We start from the raw sequence: 17,403 nt of genomic DNA, 5'->3' as shown, positions 1-17,403 counted from the left end.
AGGAGGAGGAGGGGGTCAGCCGTTCAGGATGTCTTCGATCTTGGTGTCGACCTCCGCAGCAAGTGTCGGGAGGTCACCACCCTGGGCGACCTGCACGAAGAAGTCCTCCAGAACGCGGGATGCTTCGACCTCGGCCCAGTTCGGAGCCGCCGGGGTCAGCTTCGCGTTCGCGGCCGCAGCCGTGAACGCCTCCGCATCCGGCGTGTCGCCGAGGGTCGAGGCGAGCGACTGCTTGGCGGGGATGAGGCCGTTCTCGCCGTAGATCGTCTGGAACCCGTCGCTCAGGATGATCTCCAGCGCGCTCTTGGCGAGCTCGGGGTTGGCCGAGCGGGCCGAGATGCCGATGTTCGATCCACCCGCGAACGCCTGTGCGACTCCGCCGTCGATCCCGGGAAGCGCATAGACGAAGGGCGCGGTCGGTGGAGCGTCCGTCTCGCACTCGCTGGCCAGGCCCAGCGCCCAGTTCGGCGCAGAGAACTGGATGGCGGCGCCTTCGCAGTACGGCGTCCACGGTTCGGCGTTGTCGCCGTCCTTGGGCGCCAGCGAGGCGTTCGTCATCAGGTCCTGCACCTGCGCGAGACCGGCGAGCGACTCCGGCGAGGAGAACTGGGCATCCCACTCCTCGCCGTCCTGCACCGCGATCTCCCCGCCGTTCTCCCACATGAAGGGGAGGGCGTTGTACCAGTCCTGGCCGGCGAAGTAGATGCCGGACTTATCGGGGTTGGCTGCGGCGAGCTCGGTCGCCTGGGCGACGTACTCGTCGAGGGTCGCGGGCGCCGCCGATACGAAGGCCGGGTCGGCGAAGACGACACGGGCGCCCGAGTACAACGGCGCGGCGTAGAACGCCCCGTCGTAGGAACCCGCCTCGACGAAGCCCGGGAGCAGGTCATCGCCCCCGAGGTCTTCGTAGATGTCGGTGATGTCCAGCAGTGCCCCGACCGAAGTGAACGCGGGCGCCTGCGTGTTGCCGAACTCGACGATGTCGGGGCTGTCGGAGCTGGACAGGCTCGTGGTGAGCTTGTCCACGAGACCGTCCCAGGTCTGTTCCTCGATCACGAGCGTCGACCCGGGGTTCTCCTCCTCGAAGGTCTCGACGAGGTAGTCCCGGGCATCCTGTGGCGTGTCGGTTCCGGCGAGCCACACGCGGATCTCGGCGCCGTCGCCGTCTCCGCCGGCACTGCCACTCCCGGCGCAACCGGCGAGTGCCACAGCCGACGCGCCGACGAGCGCGAGGGAAGCGAGCTTTCTGTTCATGGTGCCTTCCTTCATGGTTTCTCTGGTGCGGGATGAGCCGAGGCTCGCGGGGTCTCGGATGCCTACGACACTCCGAGGCGTCCGGACAGGACCATGACGGCCGCCCCGCGCAGGACGATGTCCTGGCCGTGCTCCGTCATCCGTACGCGCACGCCGTCGTGGAACTCAGCGAGCGTGCGGGCACGAAGGGTCTCGGCGGTGGAGTCCGCGAGGGGGCCGCCGAGGAGTTCGGGAGGGCCGGAGAGCACGATCTCCGACAGGTCCAGAGCGCCGACCACGGGCGCCAGCGCGATACCCAGCCGCTCCCCGGCGTCGCGGAGGATCCCGTCGCGGTCGGCAGCAGGCGCGGCGTCGAGTCGTGCGGACAATGCCGGAACGGACAGCCAGGCCTCCAGGCATCCGACCTTTCCGCAGACGCACCGCGGCCCCCCGTCGGTGCCGACGGTCACGTGACCGATCTCGCCCGCGGCGAATCGCCCCCCGCGCATCGGGCGCCCGTCGGCGAGAAGCCCCGAGCCCACGCCCCGGCCGACCTTCACGAGCAGGACGTCGTCCCGCGATCCGCCGAAGGTGTACTCCGCCAGAACGGCGGCGTTGGCGTCGTTCGCGACCAGCACCGGCAGGTCGAGCGCCTCGGACAACAGCGATTGCAGGTCCAGCCGTTCCCATCCGAAGTTCGGCGCGGTCAGCACCACGCCGGCGTCATCGACCACACCCGGTGACCCGACCCCGACACCGAGCACCGGGGCGTGCGAATCCGCGACGAGCGCCGCGGCCAGGTCGGCCACGATGCGCACCACGTCGGCATCCGCCGGGGGAACAGGCACCTGCCGACGCGCGACGATCTCGCCGTCCATCGTCAGCACGGCGCCGAGAATGACGTCGCTCCCCGACAGGTCGATCCCGACGATGCGGTGTCCGGAACGATCGAGGTCGACGAGCATGGCGGGCTTGCCCGGACCGGAGCTCTCCCGCATCCCCTTCTCGGTCACGTAACCCTCGGTGATCAGCGCCGCCACGAGGTCGGAGATGGTCACGCGGGTGAGCCCCGTCTCGCGCGCCAGGTCGGCCCGGCTCATCGCCCCCCCGGAGTACAAGGTCTGCAGGACGAGGGACCGATTGTGGGTCCGCGCCTGCTCGGGGAGGACCTTCCCGTGCGGGCGCAGCGCCCGGCCTCCGCCGAAGGCTCGGGCGGAGGTCATCGATCCTGGGGTGCTCACATTTGTTAGTAGACCTTACGAACTAACTCGCCGCAAGACCGAATCTGTGACTACTCGGGTCTTTACCCACTCGTTATCCGCGCAGAGACGGGGGCGATAACCCTCCGCGTCTAGGGTGGAGACCCCCTCGAAGGAGCACGTCATATGAACGCCCGCCACGCCCTGGGTACGCTCGCCCTCCTCGCAGCGCTCGTTGTTACGGGCTGCACCGCCTCCCCCGCGCCGGCCATCACGACGTCGCCCGCGACCGCCGCCCCCGCGGATGAAACGGGGGACGGCGGGCAGTCCACCGCTGACGCCTGCGCCATCGTCGCCGAGTCGGTGGACAGCGCCATAGCGGCGTTCGCCTCCGCCTCCCCCGACGACCCCGCAGCCGTGATCTCTGCCCTGCAGGCCGCATCCAGGGAACTGGTCACCGTCTCCGAGCGCGTCACCAACGACGACGTGGCGGCGCTGCTCCCGCCCCTCCGCGACATGTTCGGCGAAGCATCCGAGGCCATGAAGGCTGTCGCAGACGGGGACCTCACGCGCGTGGCCGACGTCTCGCGCCTCAGCGGGGCGTTCCAGGAGGCCGCGAGCGCTTATCAGGAATTGTGCGCAATCGGCTGACCGTGATCGGAACGTTGCCCCGGACATCCAGTCCCGCGCTTAGCATAGAACCAGAAGAAGGGGTGCCACGACATGACGGATCTCGTTACGAGACCCGAAGCCGGCGAAGAGAACGCGCACGACGCGGTCTCGGGCCTCGACGGTGACGGTCCTGCGTACGCCTGGGCGCCTGGGGAGCCCGCACCCGCCAAGAGGAAGCACGCGCTCCTCTGGATCGGCATCCCGGCCGGAGCGACGGTCATCGCGCTCGTGGCCGCGTCGATCGTGCTGATCGCCCCCGGGACCGCCGTCGCAGGAGTGTCTGTCGGTGGACTCACCCCCGGTGCAGCAGCGGACGCCGTCGCGTCGCGCCTGGCCGAGACGACGCTCGTCCTCGAGGGTCCCGACGGCGAGTTCACCGTCACCGGCGCCGACCTCGGCGCCTCCGTCGATGCGACCGCCGCAGCCGAGGCGGCATTCGCCGAGCATCCCATGTGGAGCCCGGCCGGTTGGTTCCCCAGCGGAATCGACGCGCCCGTGTCCCTCGACGAGACACGCGCGACCGAGACGCTGCGCTCCGTCGCCGGTGAGCTGTTCGTCGACCCCGTCGACGCCGCCGTGTCGTTCGACCCGGCTTCGGCGACCTACATCGTGACCGACGCCATCCCCGGCGAGGGCGTCGACCTGGAAACGGTGCGCGCCGCCCTGCAGGACGCGTTCGACTCCGGGGCGACGACCATGCCGCTCGACGTCGCCGTCGTCTCGGTCGAGGCGGCCGCCACCACCGAAGAGGCAGCGACGACGGCGGCCGGCCTCAACGGCATGCTCGACTCCGTCGGCTTCTACGTGGGCGAAGAGCGCGTCGTCCCCGTCGATCGCACGGTCGCAGCATCCTGGCTGACGGTCGGCGTCGAAGCGGGAGCCTTCCACGTCACCGCCGATCCCGCTGCCATCCAGCCCGTCGTCGACGGGCTCCCCGCCGCGGTGAACCGTGATCCCATCAACGCCACGGTCATCACCGACTCCGCCGGATCCGTTCTGCGCGAGCAGACCGCGGGCGTCACCGGCCGCGTGCTGGAGAACACCGACGGCATCGCCAACCAGTTCGCCGGCCTGCTCGGCGACGGACAGTCCGCCTTCCCTCTCACCGTCGCCGAGACCCCGTTCACAACAACAGCCCTCGTCCGCCGCATCGAGGCGAACCTGAGCACCCAGCGGGTCTACCTGTACGAGAACGACCAGCTCGTCCAGTCCTGGGCCGCCTCGTCGGGGCTCCCGGGCTCGGCGACTCAGCCGGGCAACTTCCGCATCGGGTGGAAGACGCCCATGCAGGACATGGGGTGCTTCCCCGGCGCGCCCTACTGCACCGAGAACGTGCCGTGGGTGTCGTACTTCAACGGCGACCAGGCCTTCCACGGCGCGTACTGGCACAACAACTTCGGCAACCCCATGAGCCACGGGTGCGTGAACCTGCCCGTGAGCGCTGCGAAGTTCCTCTACGACTGGGCTCCGAAGGGCACGCAGGTCTCGGTGCACTACTGAGCGACGCCGTCGCGATATCGTGACGGGGTGCCGCGTTTCGATCTGCCCCTGACCGAGCTCGAGCAGTACCGGCCCGACGTGGCCGAGCCCGACGACTTCGACGCATTCTGGGGTCGCACCCTCGCCCAGTCACGAGCGGCCGGTGCTGACCTCGTCGTCGCGCGCGCCGCGACCATGCTGCGCACGGTGGACGTGTGGGATGTCACCTTCCCCGGTTTCGCCGGCGACCCGATCAAGGCCTGGTATCTCAGGCCGGTAGGGCGCGACGAGCCACTCCCCGTGGTCGTCGAATTCGTCGGGTACGGCGGCGGACGCGGACTCCCCGTCGACCGCCTGGCGTGGTCGGCCGCCGGCTACGGGCACCTCATCATGGACACCCGCGGCCAGGGTTCGGGCTGGGGTTCGGGCGGTGACACGGCCGACCCGCACGGGGCGGGTCCCGCCTCCGCCGGGTTCATGACCCGCGGCATCGACGACCCCGTCGACCATTACTACCGGCGGGTCTTCACCGATGCCGTGCGGGCGGTGGATGCTGCGCGCCTGCTCCCCGGCGCCGACCCCGACCGGATCGCGGTCGCCGGAGGCAGCCAGGGCGGCGGCATCGCGCTGGCTGCAGCGGGCCTGTGTTCGGGGTTGGTCGGTGTGATGCCGGACGTGCCGTTCCTCTGCCATTTCGAGCGCGCCGTGGGCCTCACCGACCGCGACCCGTACCACGAGATCGTGCGGTACCTCTCCGTCCACCGCGGCGCGGAGGAGCGGGTCTTCCACACGCTGTCCTACTTCGACGGCGTGAACTTCGCCAAACGCGCGGAGGCGGCGGCGCTCTTCTCCACGGCGCTCATGGACCTCACCTGCCCGCCGTCGACGGTTTTCGCCGCCTACAACGCCTATGCCGGTCCGCGCGAGATCGACGTCTTCCCGCACAACGACCACGAGGGCGGCCAGTCCTACCAGCTCACACGTCAAGTCGCCTGGCTGGCCGAGCGCCTTTCCTGAGACGCGAAAAGCGGATGCCCCGGCACGCGCCGGGGCATCCGCTTTCGTGAGGCGATTCAGCCGATCGCGTCGACGATTCCGTTGAGCGTCGGCGAAGAGCGCATGACCTCGCGCACCTTCTCCTCGTCGGGGTGGTAATACCCTCCGATGTCAACGGGCGAGCCCTGCACGGCGAGCAGCTCGTCGACGATCTGCTGCTCGTTGGCGGCAAGGGCCTCGGCGATCGGCGCGAACACAGCGGCGAGGTCCGCATCCGCGGTCTGCCTGGCCAGCTCCTGCGTCCAGTACAGCGCGAGGTAGAAGTGGCTGCCGCGGTTGTCGATCATGCCGAGCGCGCGGCCGGGCGACTTGTCGTTCTCGAGGAATGTGCCGGTCGCCGCATCCAGCGTGTCGGCCAGAACCTGCGCTCGCGCGTTCCCGGTGGTCTGCGCGAGGTGCTCGAGCGAGGCGGCGAGAGCGAAGAACTCCCCCAGCGAGTCCCACCGCAGGTAGTTCTCGGTCAGCAACTGCTGCACGTGCTTGGGCGCCGAGCCACCCGCGCCCGTCTCGAAGAGTCCTCCGCCGGCGAGGAGCGGAACGATGGAGAGCATCTTGGCGCTCGTGCCGACCTCGAGGATCGGGAAGAGGTCGGTGAGGTAGTCGCGCAGCACGTTGCCGGTGACCGAGATCGTGTCCTCGCCGCGACGGATGCGCTCGAGGGAATACCTCGTCGCCTCCACCGGCGGCAAGACCTCGATCGTGAGGTCTTCGGTGTCGTGATCGGCCAGGTAGGTCTGCACCTTCTGGATCAGCCGCGCATCGTGGGCGCGCGAGGCATCGAGCCAGAAGACCGCGGGCGACCCGGTGGCACGTGCGCGCGAGACGGCGAGCTTGACCCAGTCGCGCACCGGCACATCCTTGGTCTGCGTCGCGCGCCAGATGTCACCCGGCTCGACGTCGTGCTCCAGGAGCACGTCGCCGGCGGAGTTCAGGACCTGCACGACACCCGGCGCCGAGATCTCGAACGTCTTGTCGTGGCTGCCGTACTCTTCCGCCGCCTGGGCCATCAGGCCGACGTTGGGGACGGTGCCGATGGTCGCAGGGTCGAGCGGTCCGTGCGCGTTGACGTCGTCGAGAACCGCCTGATAGACGCCGGCGTAGGACGAGTCGGGGATGACCGCGAGGGTGTCATCCTCGCTGCCGTCGGCACCCCACAGCTTGCCGCCGTTGCGGATGAGGGCCGGCATGGAGGCGTCCACGATGACGTCGGAGGGCACGTGGAGGTTGGTGATGCCCTTGTCGGAGTTCGTGTACGACAGCCGCGGTCCGCGTTCGATGTCGGCTGCGATCGCTGCGGCGATCTCCTCGCCGCCTTCGACGGAGGACAGCCCGTCGAGAATCGCGCCGAGTCCGTCGTTAGGGGTCAGGCCGGCGGCGGCGATCGCATCGCCGTACCGCTCGAACACGTCGGCGAAGTAGGCCCGGACGACGTGCCCGAAGATGATCGGGTCGCTGACCTTCATCATCGTCGCCTTGAGGTGCACCGAGTACAGGACATCCTCCGCCTGAGCCGCCTCGAGCGTGTCGGCCAGGAACGCGTCCAGCGCCTTCGCGGAGAGGAACGTGGCATCCACGATCTCGCCCGGGAGTACCTTGATGCCCTCCTTGAGCGAGGTCACCGTGCCGTCGGCGGCGACATGCTGGATGCGGAGCACGTCGTCGTCAGCGATGACGACCGACTTCTCGTTCGAGCGGAAGTCGTCATGACCGAGGGTGGCCACGCGGGTCTTCGAGCCCTCGGGGAACGCCTTGTTGCGGTGGGGGTGCTTGCGGGCGTAGTTCTTCACCGACAGCGGCGCGCGGCGGTCGCTGTTGCCCTCGCGCAGCACGGGGTTCACGGCGGAGCCCTTGATGCGGTCGTAGCGGGCGCGGATGTCCTTCTCCTCGAGGGAGACCGGCTCATCCGGGTAGTCGGGGATGTCGTAGCCCTGTCCCTGCAGCTCGGCGATGGCCGCCTTCAACTGCGGGATCGAGGCGGAGATGTTCGGCAGCTTGATGATGTTCGCCTCGGGCAGCGTCGCGAGACCACCGAGCTCCGCGAGGGCGTCGCCCACCTGCTGCTCGGGGGTGAGGCGCTGCGGGAAGGCCGCGAGGACGCGGCCGGCGAGGGAGATGTCGCGGGTTTCCACGTCCACCCCGGCCTGCCGGGTGACGGCCTGCACGATGGGCAGGAAGGAGGCGGTCGCCAGGGCCGGAGCCTCGTCGGTGTGGGTGTAGATGATGGTGGAGTCGGGCACGTGTCGTCTCTCCAAAATGGCCGTTCGCGGGGTCGATTCAGCCTATCGCACAGCGGTAGATATCTTGACGTCGAGATATCTGTGGAACAACAGGTAACGCGCGTTCCGAACCCGCCGCATCCCGGCTAGCCTGTGCACATGGCTGCCCTCCGCCTCGAAGCACTGTCCGCCGCGACCATCGTCGCCGTGAACACGCTGTCCCTGAAACCGGGCCAGGAGCAATTCCTCGCCCCGCTCAGCTACGGCATCGCCGCGACCGTCGTGAACCCGCAGACGTCGTGGCAACGCGTCATCCTCGACGACGACGAGGTCGTCGGGTACGTCAGCGCCAACTTCGATCCCGACGCACCGCAGGAACACTTCCGCTCGGTGCTGTGGCGCATCAACGTCGACGCGGACGATCAGGGCCGCGGCATCGGTCGCTTCGCCCTGGAGAGCCTCCTCGCCGAAGCGCGGGAGCGCGGCATGGACCACGTCGACGTCATCTACGAGCCCGGCGAGGAAGGGCCCGAGGCCTTCTTCCAGGCTGTGGGCTTCACGCCCACGGGCGAGACCGAGTACGGCGAGGTCATCGCCGAGATCCGCCTCTAGCCCCTGGTCCGCCCGGCGCCCGCGGCGCCCGGCGCCCGCGCGCCCCGGCGCCCGCCCGCAGTCGGCGCAGTGCACGAGCGTCGGATGATTGCGGCAAAGTCGGAGCATTTCGGGCCAAACCCTCCGACGTAGGCGCGATTCTCCGACGTAGGCGTGGCCCCGGCCAGGGCGGCGGCCCCTCCTCCCCAGGCACGGCGGTCGAGCGGTTCTCCACCGGGCGCGGCAAGCGGATGCTGCGGGCAGACGGCCTCGCGCAGGATGACGGCATGCGGGATCTGGAGAAGTGGCTGCGCGGGCAAGGCGGCATCGCGCATCGGCAGGCCGCGCTGGATGCCGGGTTCTCGCCCGCCGCGCTTCGTCGGGCCGGCGGCGTGCGCCGCATCCGCCGAGCGTGGCTCGCGCTGCCGGACGCGCCCGAGCACGAGGTCATCGCCGCTCGCGCGGGCGGAAGGATCGCGTGCGTGTCGATCGCGCAACGCCGTGGGTGGTGGATGCCAGACGAAGGAGATGGACGCGTGCATCTCGCTCTCCGAGCCCGCGGCCGCTCCGACGGGGTCTCGGGTTTCCCGGGCGTCGTGCACTGGACGGAGGCTCTCGCGCCCGTCTCGCCGTGGGCGCTCGAGGAGTCGGTGGAGGATGCCCTCGCTCACGTCGCCGTGTGTCTTCCGCGCGAACAGGCCCTCGTCGTGTGGGAGTCGGCGATGCGGAAGGAAGGGCTCAACGCCCTCGCCCTGCGTCAGGTGGAGTGGACCACCACTGACGCCACATGGTGCGCTCAGAACGCTACGGGTCTCTCGGACTCGGGGCTGGAGACGATCTTCCGGTACCGGCTGAGCGGGTGGGGCGTGCTGCTCCGCCAGCAGGTGGTCCTCGCCGGTCGGCCGGTGGATGTCCTCATCGGCGACCGTCTCGTCATCCAGGTCGACGGCTACGCCTACCACTCGAGCTCGGCAGACCGGACGCGGGATGTCGCACACGACGCCGAACTCCGCCTCCGCGGCTACACCGTGCTGCGCTTCACCTACGCGCAGGTCCTCCATGATTGGCCGGCGGTGGCACGCACCGTCGCGCGCGCCATCGCCTCCGGCGCTCACATTGCGCGCTGACCGTCGGACGGCCGCACCAACGTCGGAAGATCACACCAACGTCGGACGATCATGGGGAGATCGCCCGACGAAGGCGCAATCCTCCGACGTAACGGCACGTGTCAGACGAGGGACTCCCGCCAGGCGGCGTGCAGCTGAGCGAAGCGGCCGGTGCCGGCGATGAGGGTGTCGGGCTCGTCGTCCTCGATGATGCGGCCGTGCTCCATGACGAGCACCCGATCGGCGATCGCCACGGTGGAGAGGCGGTGCGCGATGATGATCGCGGTGCGGTCGGCCAGCAGCGTCTGCAGCGCCTCCTGGATGAGCCGCTCGCTGGGGATGTCGAGCGACGCCGTCGCCTCATCAAGAATGAGCACCGCCGGGTCGGCGAGGAACGCCCGAGCGAACGAGATCAGCTGTCGCTGCCCGGCCGATACCCGCCCACCGCGCTTGTTGACGTCGGTGCCGTAGCCATCCGGCAGGGCCTCGATGAACTCGTGCGCGCCGACGGCGCGCGCCGCCGCCTTGATCTCATCCAGTGTCGCGTCCGGCTTTCCGAGCGCGATGTTGTCCGCAACGGTGCCGCTGAAGAGGTACGCCTCCTGCGTCACCATCACGATGGCCCGGCGCAGATCCTTCGGATGCAGCGACCGCAGGTCGACGCCATCCAGGTTCACGCGGCCCGAGGTGGGGTCGTAGAACCGGGCGACGAGCTTCGCGAGTGTGGACTTCCCGGCGCCGGTGGTTCCGACCAGCGCGATCGTCTGGCCCGCCGGGATGTCGAGCGAGAAGTCGGGCAGGATGACGCGGTCTCCGGAATAGCCGAAGACGACGTCCTCGAACCGGACGTGTCCGCGGGCCTTCCACAGGTCGATCGGCGACGTGGGGTCGGGGACGGTCGGCTGTTCTTCCAGCACCCCCGACACCTTCTCCAGCGCTGCCGTGGCCGACTGGTAGGAGTTCAGGAAGAACGCCACCTCCTGCATGGGCGCGAAGAAGTTCCGCACGTACAGCACCGCGGCCAGCAGCAATCCGAGCTGGAAGGTGCCGTCGAGCACACGCAGCCCGCCCCACAGCACCACGACGCCCAGCGTCACGGAGGCGACCGCCATGAGGCCCGGTTCGAAGGTGCCGAATAGGCGGATGCTGCGCATGTTGATGTCGCGGTAGTCGCTCGCGAGCCGGCCGAACTCCTCGTCGTTCCGCGGCTCCTTGCGGAACGCCTTGACCGCCCTGATGCCGGTCATCGTCTCGACGAACTTCACGATGACCTGCGCGCTGATGACGCGGGATTCCCGGTACACCACCTGCGAGCGCAGGTAGAACCAACGCATGAGGAAGAACAGCGGCAGGCCCATCACGAACAGGATGAGGCCGGACTGCCAGTCCAGGAGCAGCAGCGCGATGAGCGTGAACCCACCGTAGAGGAGGCCGGAGACGAGCTCGTTCAGGCCACCGTCCAGCAGCTCGCGGATCGTGTCGAGGTCGCTCGTCTGACGCGAGATGATCCGTCCCGACGTGTAGGACTCGTGGAACTCCAGGCTCAGACGCTGCGTGTGCAGGAAGATGCGCTTGCGCAGATCGAACATGATCGCCTGCGTGAGGCGCGCAGCCACGACCGCGTACCAGCCGATCAGGGCGGCACCGGCGATGCCGGTGATGAGGTAGACGATCACGATGAGGATGGCGGGCATCCAGTCCATGTCGTCCACCACTGCCGGCAGGGCCGTGGTGATGCCGTAGCCGACGAGGGCGGGGCCGGCGACGCGGAGGGCGGTCGACACGATCAGGACGACAGCGGCGAGGACGAGCTGCCACCGCAGCGGCGAGACGAGCGAGCCGAGCAGTCGCAGCGAACGTCGACGGATGACGCGGCTCTCGTCGCGCGTGTAGTCGGAGCGGTCTTCGCCGGTGGTTCCCGTGACAGTAGCGGTACTCATCGGGCCACCTCCTTCTCTGTCTCCGAGCGGTCGGATCTCTCGTTCGCGGAGCGTTCCTGCCGGCGGATCTCTTCAGCCTCGAGGCTGGAGATCACATACCGGTAGTGCTCGTTGTCGCGCAGCAGCTCGGAGTGCGTCCCCACCGCGGTCACGCGGCCGGCCTCGAGCAGCGCCACCCGATCGGCCAGCGTCACCGTCGACGGACGGTGCGCGACGATCAGGGCCGTCGTCTCGGCCAACACCCGGCGAAGCGCCTCCTCCACGAGCGCCTCCGTGTCGACGTCGAGCGCCGACAAGGGGTCGTCGAGCACGAGCACGGCGGGGCGGGCAGCCACGGCGCGAGCAAGCGCCAGACGCTGTCGCTGACCGCCAGAGAGGCTCAGCCCCTCCTCGCCGATGACGGTGTCGAGACCCTTCGGCAGCTCGTAGACGAAGCCGGCCTGGGCGACCTGGAGCGCCTCGCGCAGCACCTCCTCCGCCTCCGCGGAGCCGGGCTCGAGTTCTTCCCGTCCGAGGAGCACGTTGTCGCGCACGGATGCGGAGAACAGGGTGGCGTCTTCGAAGGCCATGCCGACGTGGCGGCGCAGCTCGCGCAGCTCGAGGTCGCGCACATCCACGCCGTCCAGGGTCACCCGACCACCGGTGACGTCGTAGAGCCGGCCGGGAAGGGCCGTGAGCGTCGTCTTGCCGGAGCCGGTGAGCCCGACCAGCGCCATGGTCTCGCCCGGCCGGAGCACGAGGTCGATGCCATCGAGGAGGTCGCGCGTCGAGGACGGCGCATCCTGATACCGGAAGTGCGTGTTCTCGAACGCCAGCTGCCCGCGGACATCGGGAATGGTGCGCGGCTCCGCGGGATCGGTGATCGTGTTCTGCTCGTCGAAGACCTCGAAGATGCGGTCGGTCGCGGTGCGGGCGTCCACGAGGAAGGAGAAGAGGAAGCCGATCGACTCCACGGGCCACCGCAGAATCGTCGCCATCGCGAAGAAGGCGATGAGCTGGGCCACCTCGAGCTGCCCCATCTGCACCAGCACGATGCCGGCGCCCAGGCACAGCGCGAACGCGATGTCGGGGAGCAGCACGAGCCAGAACCAGATCCAGCCCACGGCGCGCGCCTTGGCGAGCTCCGTTTCGCGCAGCGTCTCCGCTTGACGGGCGAACTTCTGCAGCGCGTGCTTCCCGCGGCCGAACGCCTTCAGCACGCGGATGCCGTGCACGCTCTCTTCAACGGAGGTGGCGAGGTCGCCGGCCTGGTCCTGACTCTGGCGCGACAGCATCCCGTAGCGCTTTTCGAAGACGAATCCCGAGATCCACAGCGGGAGGGCGCAGACGACGAAGATGAGACCGAGCGCCCAATGCCACGTGAACAGGATCGCCGAACCCGCGACGATGGTGAGCAGATTCACCACCAGCAGGATGAGGCCGAAGGCGAGCCAGCGGCGGATGAGGCTGATGTCCTGCATCATCCGGCTGAGCAGCTGGCCCGACTGCCAGCGGTCGTGGAACGCGACGGGGAGCCGCTGCAGCCGGGAGTAGAACTGCGTGCGCAGATCGTATTCCACCGACGTAGCGGGGCCCAGCACGAACCATCGGCGCGCCCAGACCATGAGCGCCTCGAGAAGGCCGAGGACGAGGATGGCGCCGGCGCCCACGGCCACGAGTCCGGGGCTGCCGGAGTCGATCGGGCCCCCCTCGCCGACGATGACCTCGAGGATGAGCGGGATTCCGAGCGCGAGCAGGCTCGCCACGAGCGCGCTGACGGCACCCAGGGTGAGCCGCCCTGCGACGGGCTTGGCGAACGGGAGAAGCCTCGCCAGCGAGCGGAGCGTGGACGGGGAGGGAGCAGTATCGCGGGTCATGATCCTCAGAGGGTCGGAGCTCTGCGCCGGGATCGGGCGCGGAATGGATTGCCGAGCGTGGCGAGCGACGGCTCAGCCGTCAGCCGCTCGAAAGGGGAAACGAAGGGGCGGGTGGCGTTATGCCGCGATTGCCGCGGAAAGCGCCGAACCGGCCGGACGACCCACTCGCCCGCGAGCGGCGTGGATGCGCACGACGACCGGCTGAACAGCGGAAACGGTCGTGTCCATGACATCCTCCTCAGGTGGGGCGAACCGCCACACCCCTCGGCGCGACAGCCCTCCAGCCTATCCTGGGCGTTTCCTGAGCGCAACCGGACCGCGGGCGCGTCAGGCCGCGGCAGCCTCCCGCGCCAGGAGGCTTCGCTTCACGTCGAGCCCCCACGCGAATCCGCCCAGGGTGCCGTCGGTGCGGAGCACCCGATGGCACGGGACGAACAACGCGGGCGCATTGCGGGCACAGATGGATGCGGCGGCGCGCACGGCGCTCGGCTGCCCGAGCGCCGCGGCGAATCCGGTGTAGGTCAGCGCCTGTCCCGGTGGGATGCGGCGGAGCGCACCCCAGCCCGCGTGCTGGAGGTCGGTACCGAATTGGCGCACCTCAACGGCGTCGATGGCGGAGACATCGCCGGCGTAGTACGCCTGGACCGCGGCGGCAGCATCCGTCTCGCCCGCGGTGACGGCGACCGGACGGCGCTGCTCGGGCAGGCGGGCGACGATGGTGGCCGCATCCGCGGTCCACCCGGAGGCGAGGACACGGCCGTCGGTGTCGCTGAGGATCGTGAAGGGGCCATCCGGGGTCTCGAGGGTCTGGATGGTGGCGGTCGCGGTCATGCGGGAACCTCCTCGGTGCGGCCGGCAGCAGACGGGTCGCGGACGGATGACCGGCCGTAACTCAGGCCAATCGCTGCCTTTCGGGCCGGAATGGCCCCCTGCACGGCGTTTCTTCCTGAGTTCGGCGCGCGCGGGGCACGGACCGGCGCCGCCCGCCACAGGTGTGCGGTCAGGTAGCTGCGCCACGGAGCGAGGCGCGTAGACCATGCCGTGAGTGCGGCGGGATCGGCGGGGATGCCGGCGGCGGCGGCCCCGGCGCGGGCGGCCACGTCGCCGGGGAGCAGCACGTCGGGGTCGGCGAGCACCCGCATGCGCACGTAATCCGCCGTCCACGGTCCGACCCCGGGGAGGGCGAGGAGCGCAGCGCGTTGCTCGAGCCGGTCGTCACCGCTGGTGAGGACGAGATCGCCCGATGCGAGTGCCGCCGCGGCGCCGGTGATCGCCCGGATGCGCGCCGCGGGACCGCGGAGCACCTCCGAGCCGCGCTCGGCGATCGCGCTCATCGTCGGGAACAGCACGGCGGTCCCCTCGACCGCCGCCACCCGCTCCCCCAGCGCGTCCGCGAGCCCGGTGAGCGCGGTGCGCGCGGCGGCGACGGTGATCTGCTGCCCCACCATCGCGCGGATGAGCATCTCGTGCGGATCGGCGGCGCCGGGGACGCGGATGCCCGGCGTGGCAGCCACCAGCGGAGCCAGCTCCGGATGCTGCGCTAGAGCCTCGTCGATGGCGACCGGGTCGGCGTCGAGGTCGAACAGGCGCCGCGCACGCGTGACGAGCGTCGATAGGTCGGAGAGCCGCGCGAGGCGTGCCCGCAGGCGCACGCGGCCCGCTTCGTCGACGCGTAACTCGAACCATCCCGGGCCGCCGGGGAGCCGGATCGCGCGGGCGAAGCGCGTGGCATCCGCCGTCTCAACGCCGGGGAGGGCGCGCGCTGCCATCCACGCGAAGAGACCCGCGGAATCGAGGGGGCCGCGGTGCGGAAGGACGAGGTCGATGGCACCGCCCGTGGATTCGGTGGCACGACGGCGCGCGCGCAGCTGCAGCGGCGGCATCCCGAACACCTCACCGACGGTGTCGTTGAACTGGCGGACGCTGGAGAAGCCGGCCGAGAATGCCACGTCGGCGGCCGGCAGGTCCGTGCCCACCAGCAGCATCCGCGCCGTGTGCGCGCGGTGCGCACGACTGAGGGCGAGCGGGCCGGCGCCGAGCTCGGCCGTCAGGAGCCGCGTGAGGTGGCGTGGCGAGTACCCGAGGCGGCGGGCGAGGCCGGAAACACCCTCACGATCGACGACGCCCTCGGCGATCAGGCGCATGGCGCGGGCGGTGACGTCGCCGCGGACGTTCCATTCCGGCGAGCCGGGCGCCGCCTCGGGCAGACAACGCCGGCAGGCGCGATACCCGGCCTCGTGCGCCGCCGCCGACGTGGCGTAGAACGTCACGTTCGCCGGCTTCGGCGTCCGCGCCGGGCAGCTCGGACGGCAGTAGATCCCCGTCGTGCGCACGGCGGTGACGAACTGCCCGTCGAAGCGGCGGTCCCGAGAATGGATGACGCGGTACCTCTCGTCGAACGTCATCCCCGGGCTGGTCATGCCCCTAGCCTGCCACGGCCCCTCCTCGCCGGCTGGCGGAAATCGGACACGGCCGTTTGACCGCGGCGCAAGAGCATGGCGCGCGGGGGGCCGGCGGCCGCCCGGTCACTTGAATCCCTCGCCCTCGTCGATACACGTCAGTTCGCCCGTCCCTCCCCCCAGCCCCGGTAGCGTGGCGACATGAGCGCGCGCGAGTACGACGTGATCGTGATCGGGGCAGGGCCGGTGGGCGAGAACGTCGCCGACCGGGCCGTGCAGGGCGGCCTGTCCGCCGTCATCGTGGAGGCTGAGCTCGTCGGAGGCGAATGCTCCTACTGGGCATGCATGCCGTCGAAGGCACTTCTGCGCAGCGGGGCGGCACTTCGCGCGGCCCTGGCCGTGGATGGGGCGAAGCAGGCGGTCACCGGAGGCCTCGACGTGGGCGCCGTGCTGCGCCGCCGAAACGGCATCGTGCATGACTGGGACGACAGCTCGCAGGTGAAGTGGCTGGACGGTGCCGGAATAGACCTGGTACGCGGCCACGGGGCACTGACCGGCGCAAAGCGGGTGCGGGTGACGGCCGATGACGGGTCGACCATAGACCTCGTCGCCCGCCATGCCGTCGCCGTCTGCACAGGAACCGCTGCTCTCCTCCCGGACATCCCGGGTCTGCGCGACATCACCCCGTGGACGAGCCGCGAGGCCTCCGCGGCCCAGTCGGCACCGCAGTCGCTGGCCATTCTCGGGGGCGGCGTGGTGGCGGCCGAGATGGCCACCGCATACGCGAGCTTCGGCACCCGCGTCACTCTCCTGGCCCGGTCGGGGCTCCTGACGAACGAGGAACCCTTCGCCGGCGACCTCGTGGCGGCTTCTCTCCGCGATCTCGGCGCGGACGTACGGACGGGCGTCGAACTGGTGTCGGCTTCGCGCGACGGTGAGGGCCCCGCCGTGCTCGAGCTCTCCGACGGCACGACGCTCGAGGCCGAGGAGGTGCTCGTCGCCACCGGCCGGGTGCCCCGCACCGGCGACCTGGGCGTGGATGCTGTCGGACTGGAGCCCGGTGCGTGGCTCGAGGTCGACGACACCATGCTCGTGAAGGGGACCGATTGGCTGTACGCGGTCGGCGACGTGAACCACCGCGCGCTCCTGACCCACCAAGGGAAGTACCAGGCCCGCGCGGCGGGCGACGTCATCGCAGCGCGGGCGAAGGGCGAGCCCGTGCAGGATGCTCCGTGGGGTGCCCACGTCGCGACCGCCGACCACTCCGCGGTTCCGCAGGTCACCTTCACCGACCCCGAGGTCGCGTCGGTCGGGCTGACCGCCGCTGCGGCCGAGAAGGCGGGTCTGCGCACGCGCGTGGTCGATTACGACCTCTCGTGGGTGGCGGGCGCCAGCGAACTCTCGGACGACTATCGCGGCCAAGCGCGCGCCATCGTGGACGAGGACCGCGGCGTCCTGGTCGGGGTGACGTTCGTCGGACCCGGTGTGGGAGAGATGCTCCACGCCGCGACGATCGCCGTCGTCGGAGAGGTCCCGCTGCACCGCCTCTGGCACGCCGTGCCGTCGTACCCGACGGTCAGCGAAGTCTGGCTCCGCTTTCTCGAAACCTACGGGCGCTCCAGCGCGTCGCACTGACCCGGCGCGCGGGAGTCGAGA

13 protein-coding genes are annotated in these 17,403 nt (G+C 70.1%); 6 read left to right on the top strand and 7 right to left on the bottom strand.

Annotation, left to right across the window (positions count from 1 at the left end):
• Positions 1-15: 15 nt before the first annotated feature.
• Together AC4FS2_RS01925 and AC4FS2_RS01920 are read right to left on the bottom strand one after the other, a co-directional pair.
• Positions 16-1,254, bottom strand: a complete 1,239-nt coding sequence (locus AC4FS2_RS01925) for an extracellular solute-binding protein (RefSeq protein WP_491153998.1) — start codon at positions 1,252-1,254, stop codon at positions 16-18.
• A 62-nt stretch (positions 1,255-1,316) separates the two neighbouring features.
• Positions 1,317-2,456, bottom strand: coding sequence for an ROK family transcriptional regulator (locus AC4FS2_RS01920; protein WP_491153999.1), 1,140 nt, complete (start codon positions 2,454-2,456; stop codon positions 1,317-1,319).
• 162 nt (positions 2,457-2,618) lie between these two features.
• Here AC4FS2_RS01920 and AC4FS2_RS01915 point away from each other — a divergent pair, with 162 nt between their 5' ends.
• The 3 genes from AC4FS2_RS01915 (at position 2,619) to AC4FS2_RS01905 (ending at position 5,600) form a co-directional block, all read left to right on the top strand.
• Positions 2,619-3,083, top strand: a complete 465-nt coding sequence (locus AC4FS2_RS01915) for a hypothetical protein (protein WP_491154000.1) — start codon at positions 2,619-2,621, stop codon at positions 3,081-3,083.
• A gap of 72 nt (positions 3,084-3,155) precedes the next feature.
• Entirely contained in the window at positions 3,156-4,604 is a 1,449-nt protein-coding gene (locus AC4FS2_RS01910; protein ID WP_491154001.1) for a L,D-transpeptidase family protein, read from the top strand.
• 27 nt (positions 4,605-4,631) lie between these two features.
• Positions 4,632-5,600, top strand: a complete 969-nt coding sequence (locus tag AC4FS2_RS01905) for an acetylxylan esterase (protein WP_491154002.1) — start codon at positions 4,632-4,634, stop codon at positions 5,598-5,600.
• A 56-nt stretch (positions 5,601-5,656) separates the two neighbouring features.
• Here AC4FS2_RS01905 and AC4FS2_RS01900 read toward each other — a convergent pair whose 3' ends face one another.
• Entirely contained in the window at positions 5,657-7,876 is a 2,220-nt protein-coding gene (locus tag AC4FS2_RS01900) for an NADP-dependent isocitrate dehydrogenase (RefSeq protein ID WP_491154004.1), read from the bottom strand.
• A gap of 138 nt (positions 7,877-8,014) precedes the next feature.
• On the opposite strand from AC4FS2_RS01900, the gene AC4FS2_RS01895 reads away from it, so the two are divergent.
• Both AC4FS2_RS01895 and AC4FS2_RS01890 read left to right on the top strand, forming a co-directional pair.
• On the top strand, positions 8,015-8,467 hold the full coding sequence (locus AC4FS2_RS01895) for a GNAT family N-acetyltransferase (RefSeq protein ID WP_491154006.1): 453 nt from the start codon (positions 8,015-8,017) through the stop codon (positions 8,465-8,467).
• 266 nt (positions 8,468-8,733) lie between these two features.
• Positions 8,734-9,573, top strand: a complete 840-nt coding sequence (locus AC4FS2_RS01890; protein WP_491154008.1) for an endonuclease domain-containing protein — start codon at positions 8,734-8,736, stop codon at positions 9,571-9,573.
• A 101-nt stretch (positions 9,574-9,674) separates the two neighbouring features.
• On the opposite strand, the gene AC4FS2_RS01885 is transcribed toward AC4FS2_RS01890, so the two are convergent.
• The 4 genes from AC4FS2_RS01885 to AC4FS2_RS01870 form a co-directional block, all read right to left on the bottom strand.
• Complete coding sequence (locus AC4FS2_RS01885) at positions 9,675-11,492, bottom strand: ABC transporter ATP-binding protein (RefSeq protein WP_491154010.1); 1,818 nt, start codon at positions 11,490-11,492, stop codon at positions 9,675-9,677.
• Positions 11,489-13,348 carry an ABC transporter ATP-binding protein gene (locus AC4FS2_RS01880; RefSeq protein ID WP_491154012.1) on the bottom strand — a complete coding sequence of 620 codons (1,860 nt, stop codon included), beginning with the start codon at positions 13,346-13,348 and terminating at the stop codon, positions 11,489-11,491. Before AC4FS2_RS01880 ends, AC4FS2_RS01885 begins: the two co-directional genes overlap by 4 nt.
• A 327-nt stretch (positions 13,349-13,675) precedes the next feature.
• Positions 13,676-14,179, bottom strand: a complete 504-nt coding sequence (locus AC4FS2_RS01875; protein WP_491154013.1) for a methylated-DNA--[protein]-cysteine S-methyltransferase — start codon at positions 14,177-14,179, stop codon at positions 13,676-13,678.
• Positions 14,176-15,768, bottom strand: coding sequence for an AlkA N-terminal domain-containing protein (locus tag AC4FS2_RS01870; RefSeq protein ID WP_491154015.1), 1,593 nt, complete (start codon positions 15,766-15,768; stop codon positions 14,176-14,178). The genes AC4FS2_RS01875 and AC4FS2_RS01870 overlap by 4 nt, the downstream gene beginning before the upstream one ends.
• 180 nt (positions 15,769-15,948) lie before the next feature.
• Between AC4FS2_RS01870 and AC4FS2_RS01865 the strand changes: the two genes are divergently transcribed.
• Positions 15,949-17,382 carry a dihydrolipoyl dehydrogenase family protein gene (locus AC4FS2_RS01865; protein WP_491154016.1) on the top strand — a complete coding sequence of 478 codons (1,434 nt, stop codon included), beginning with the start codon at positions 15,949-15,951 and terminating at the stop codon, positions 17,380-17,382.
• Positions 17,383-17,403 lie beyond the last annotated feature (21 nt).

The organism is Microbacterium sp. Z10_103 (assembly GCF_058310455.1).
Note: the sequence above shows the minus strand (reverse complement) of the source record. Positions and strands in the feature narration are given on the sequence as shown.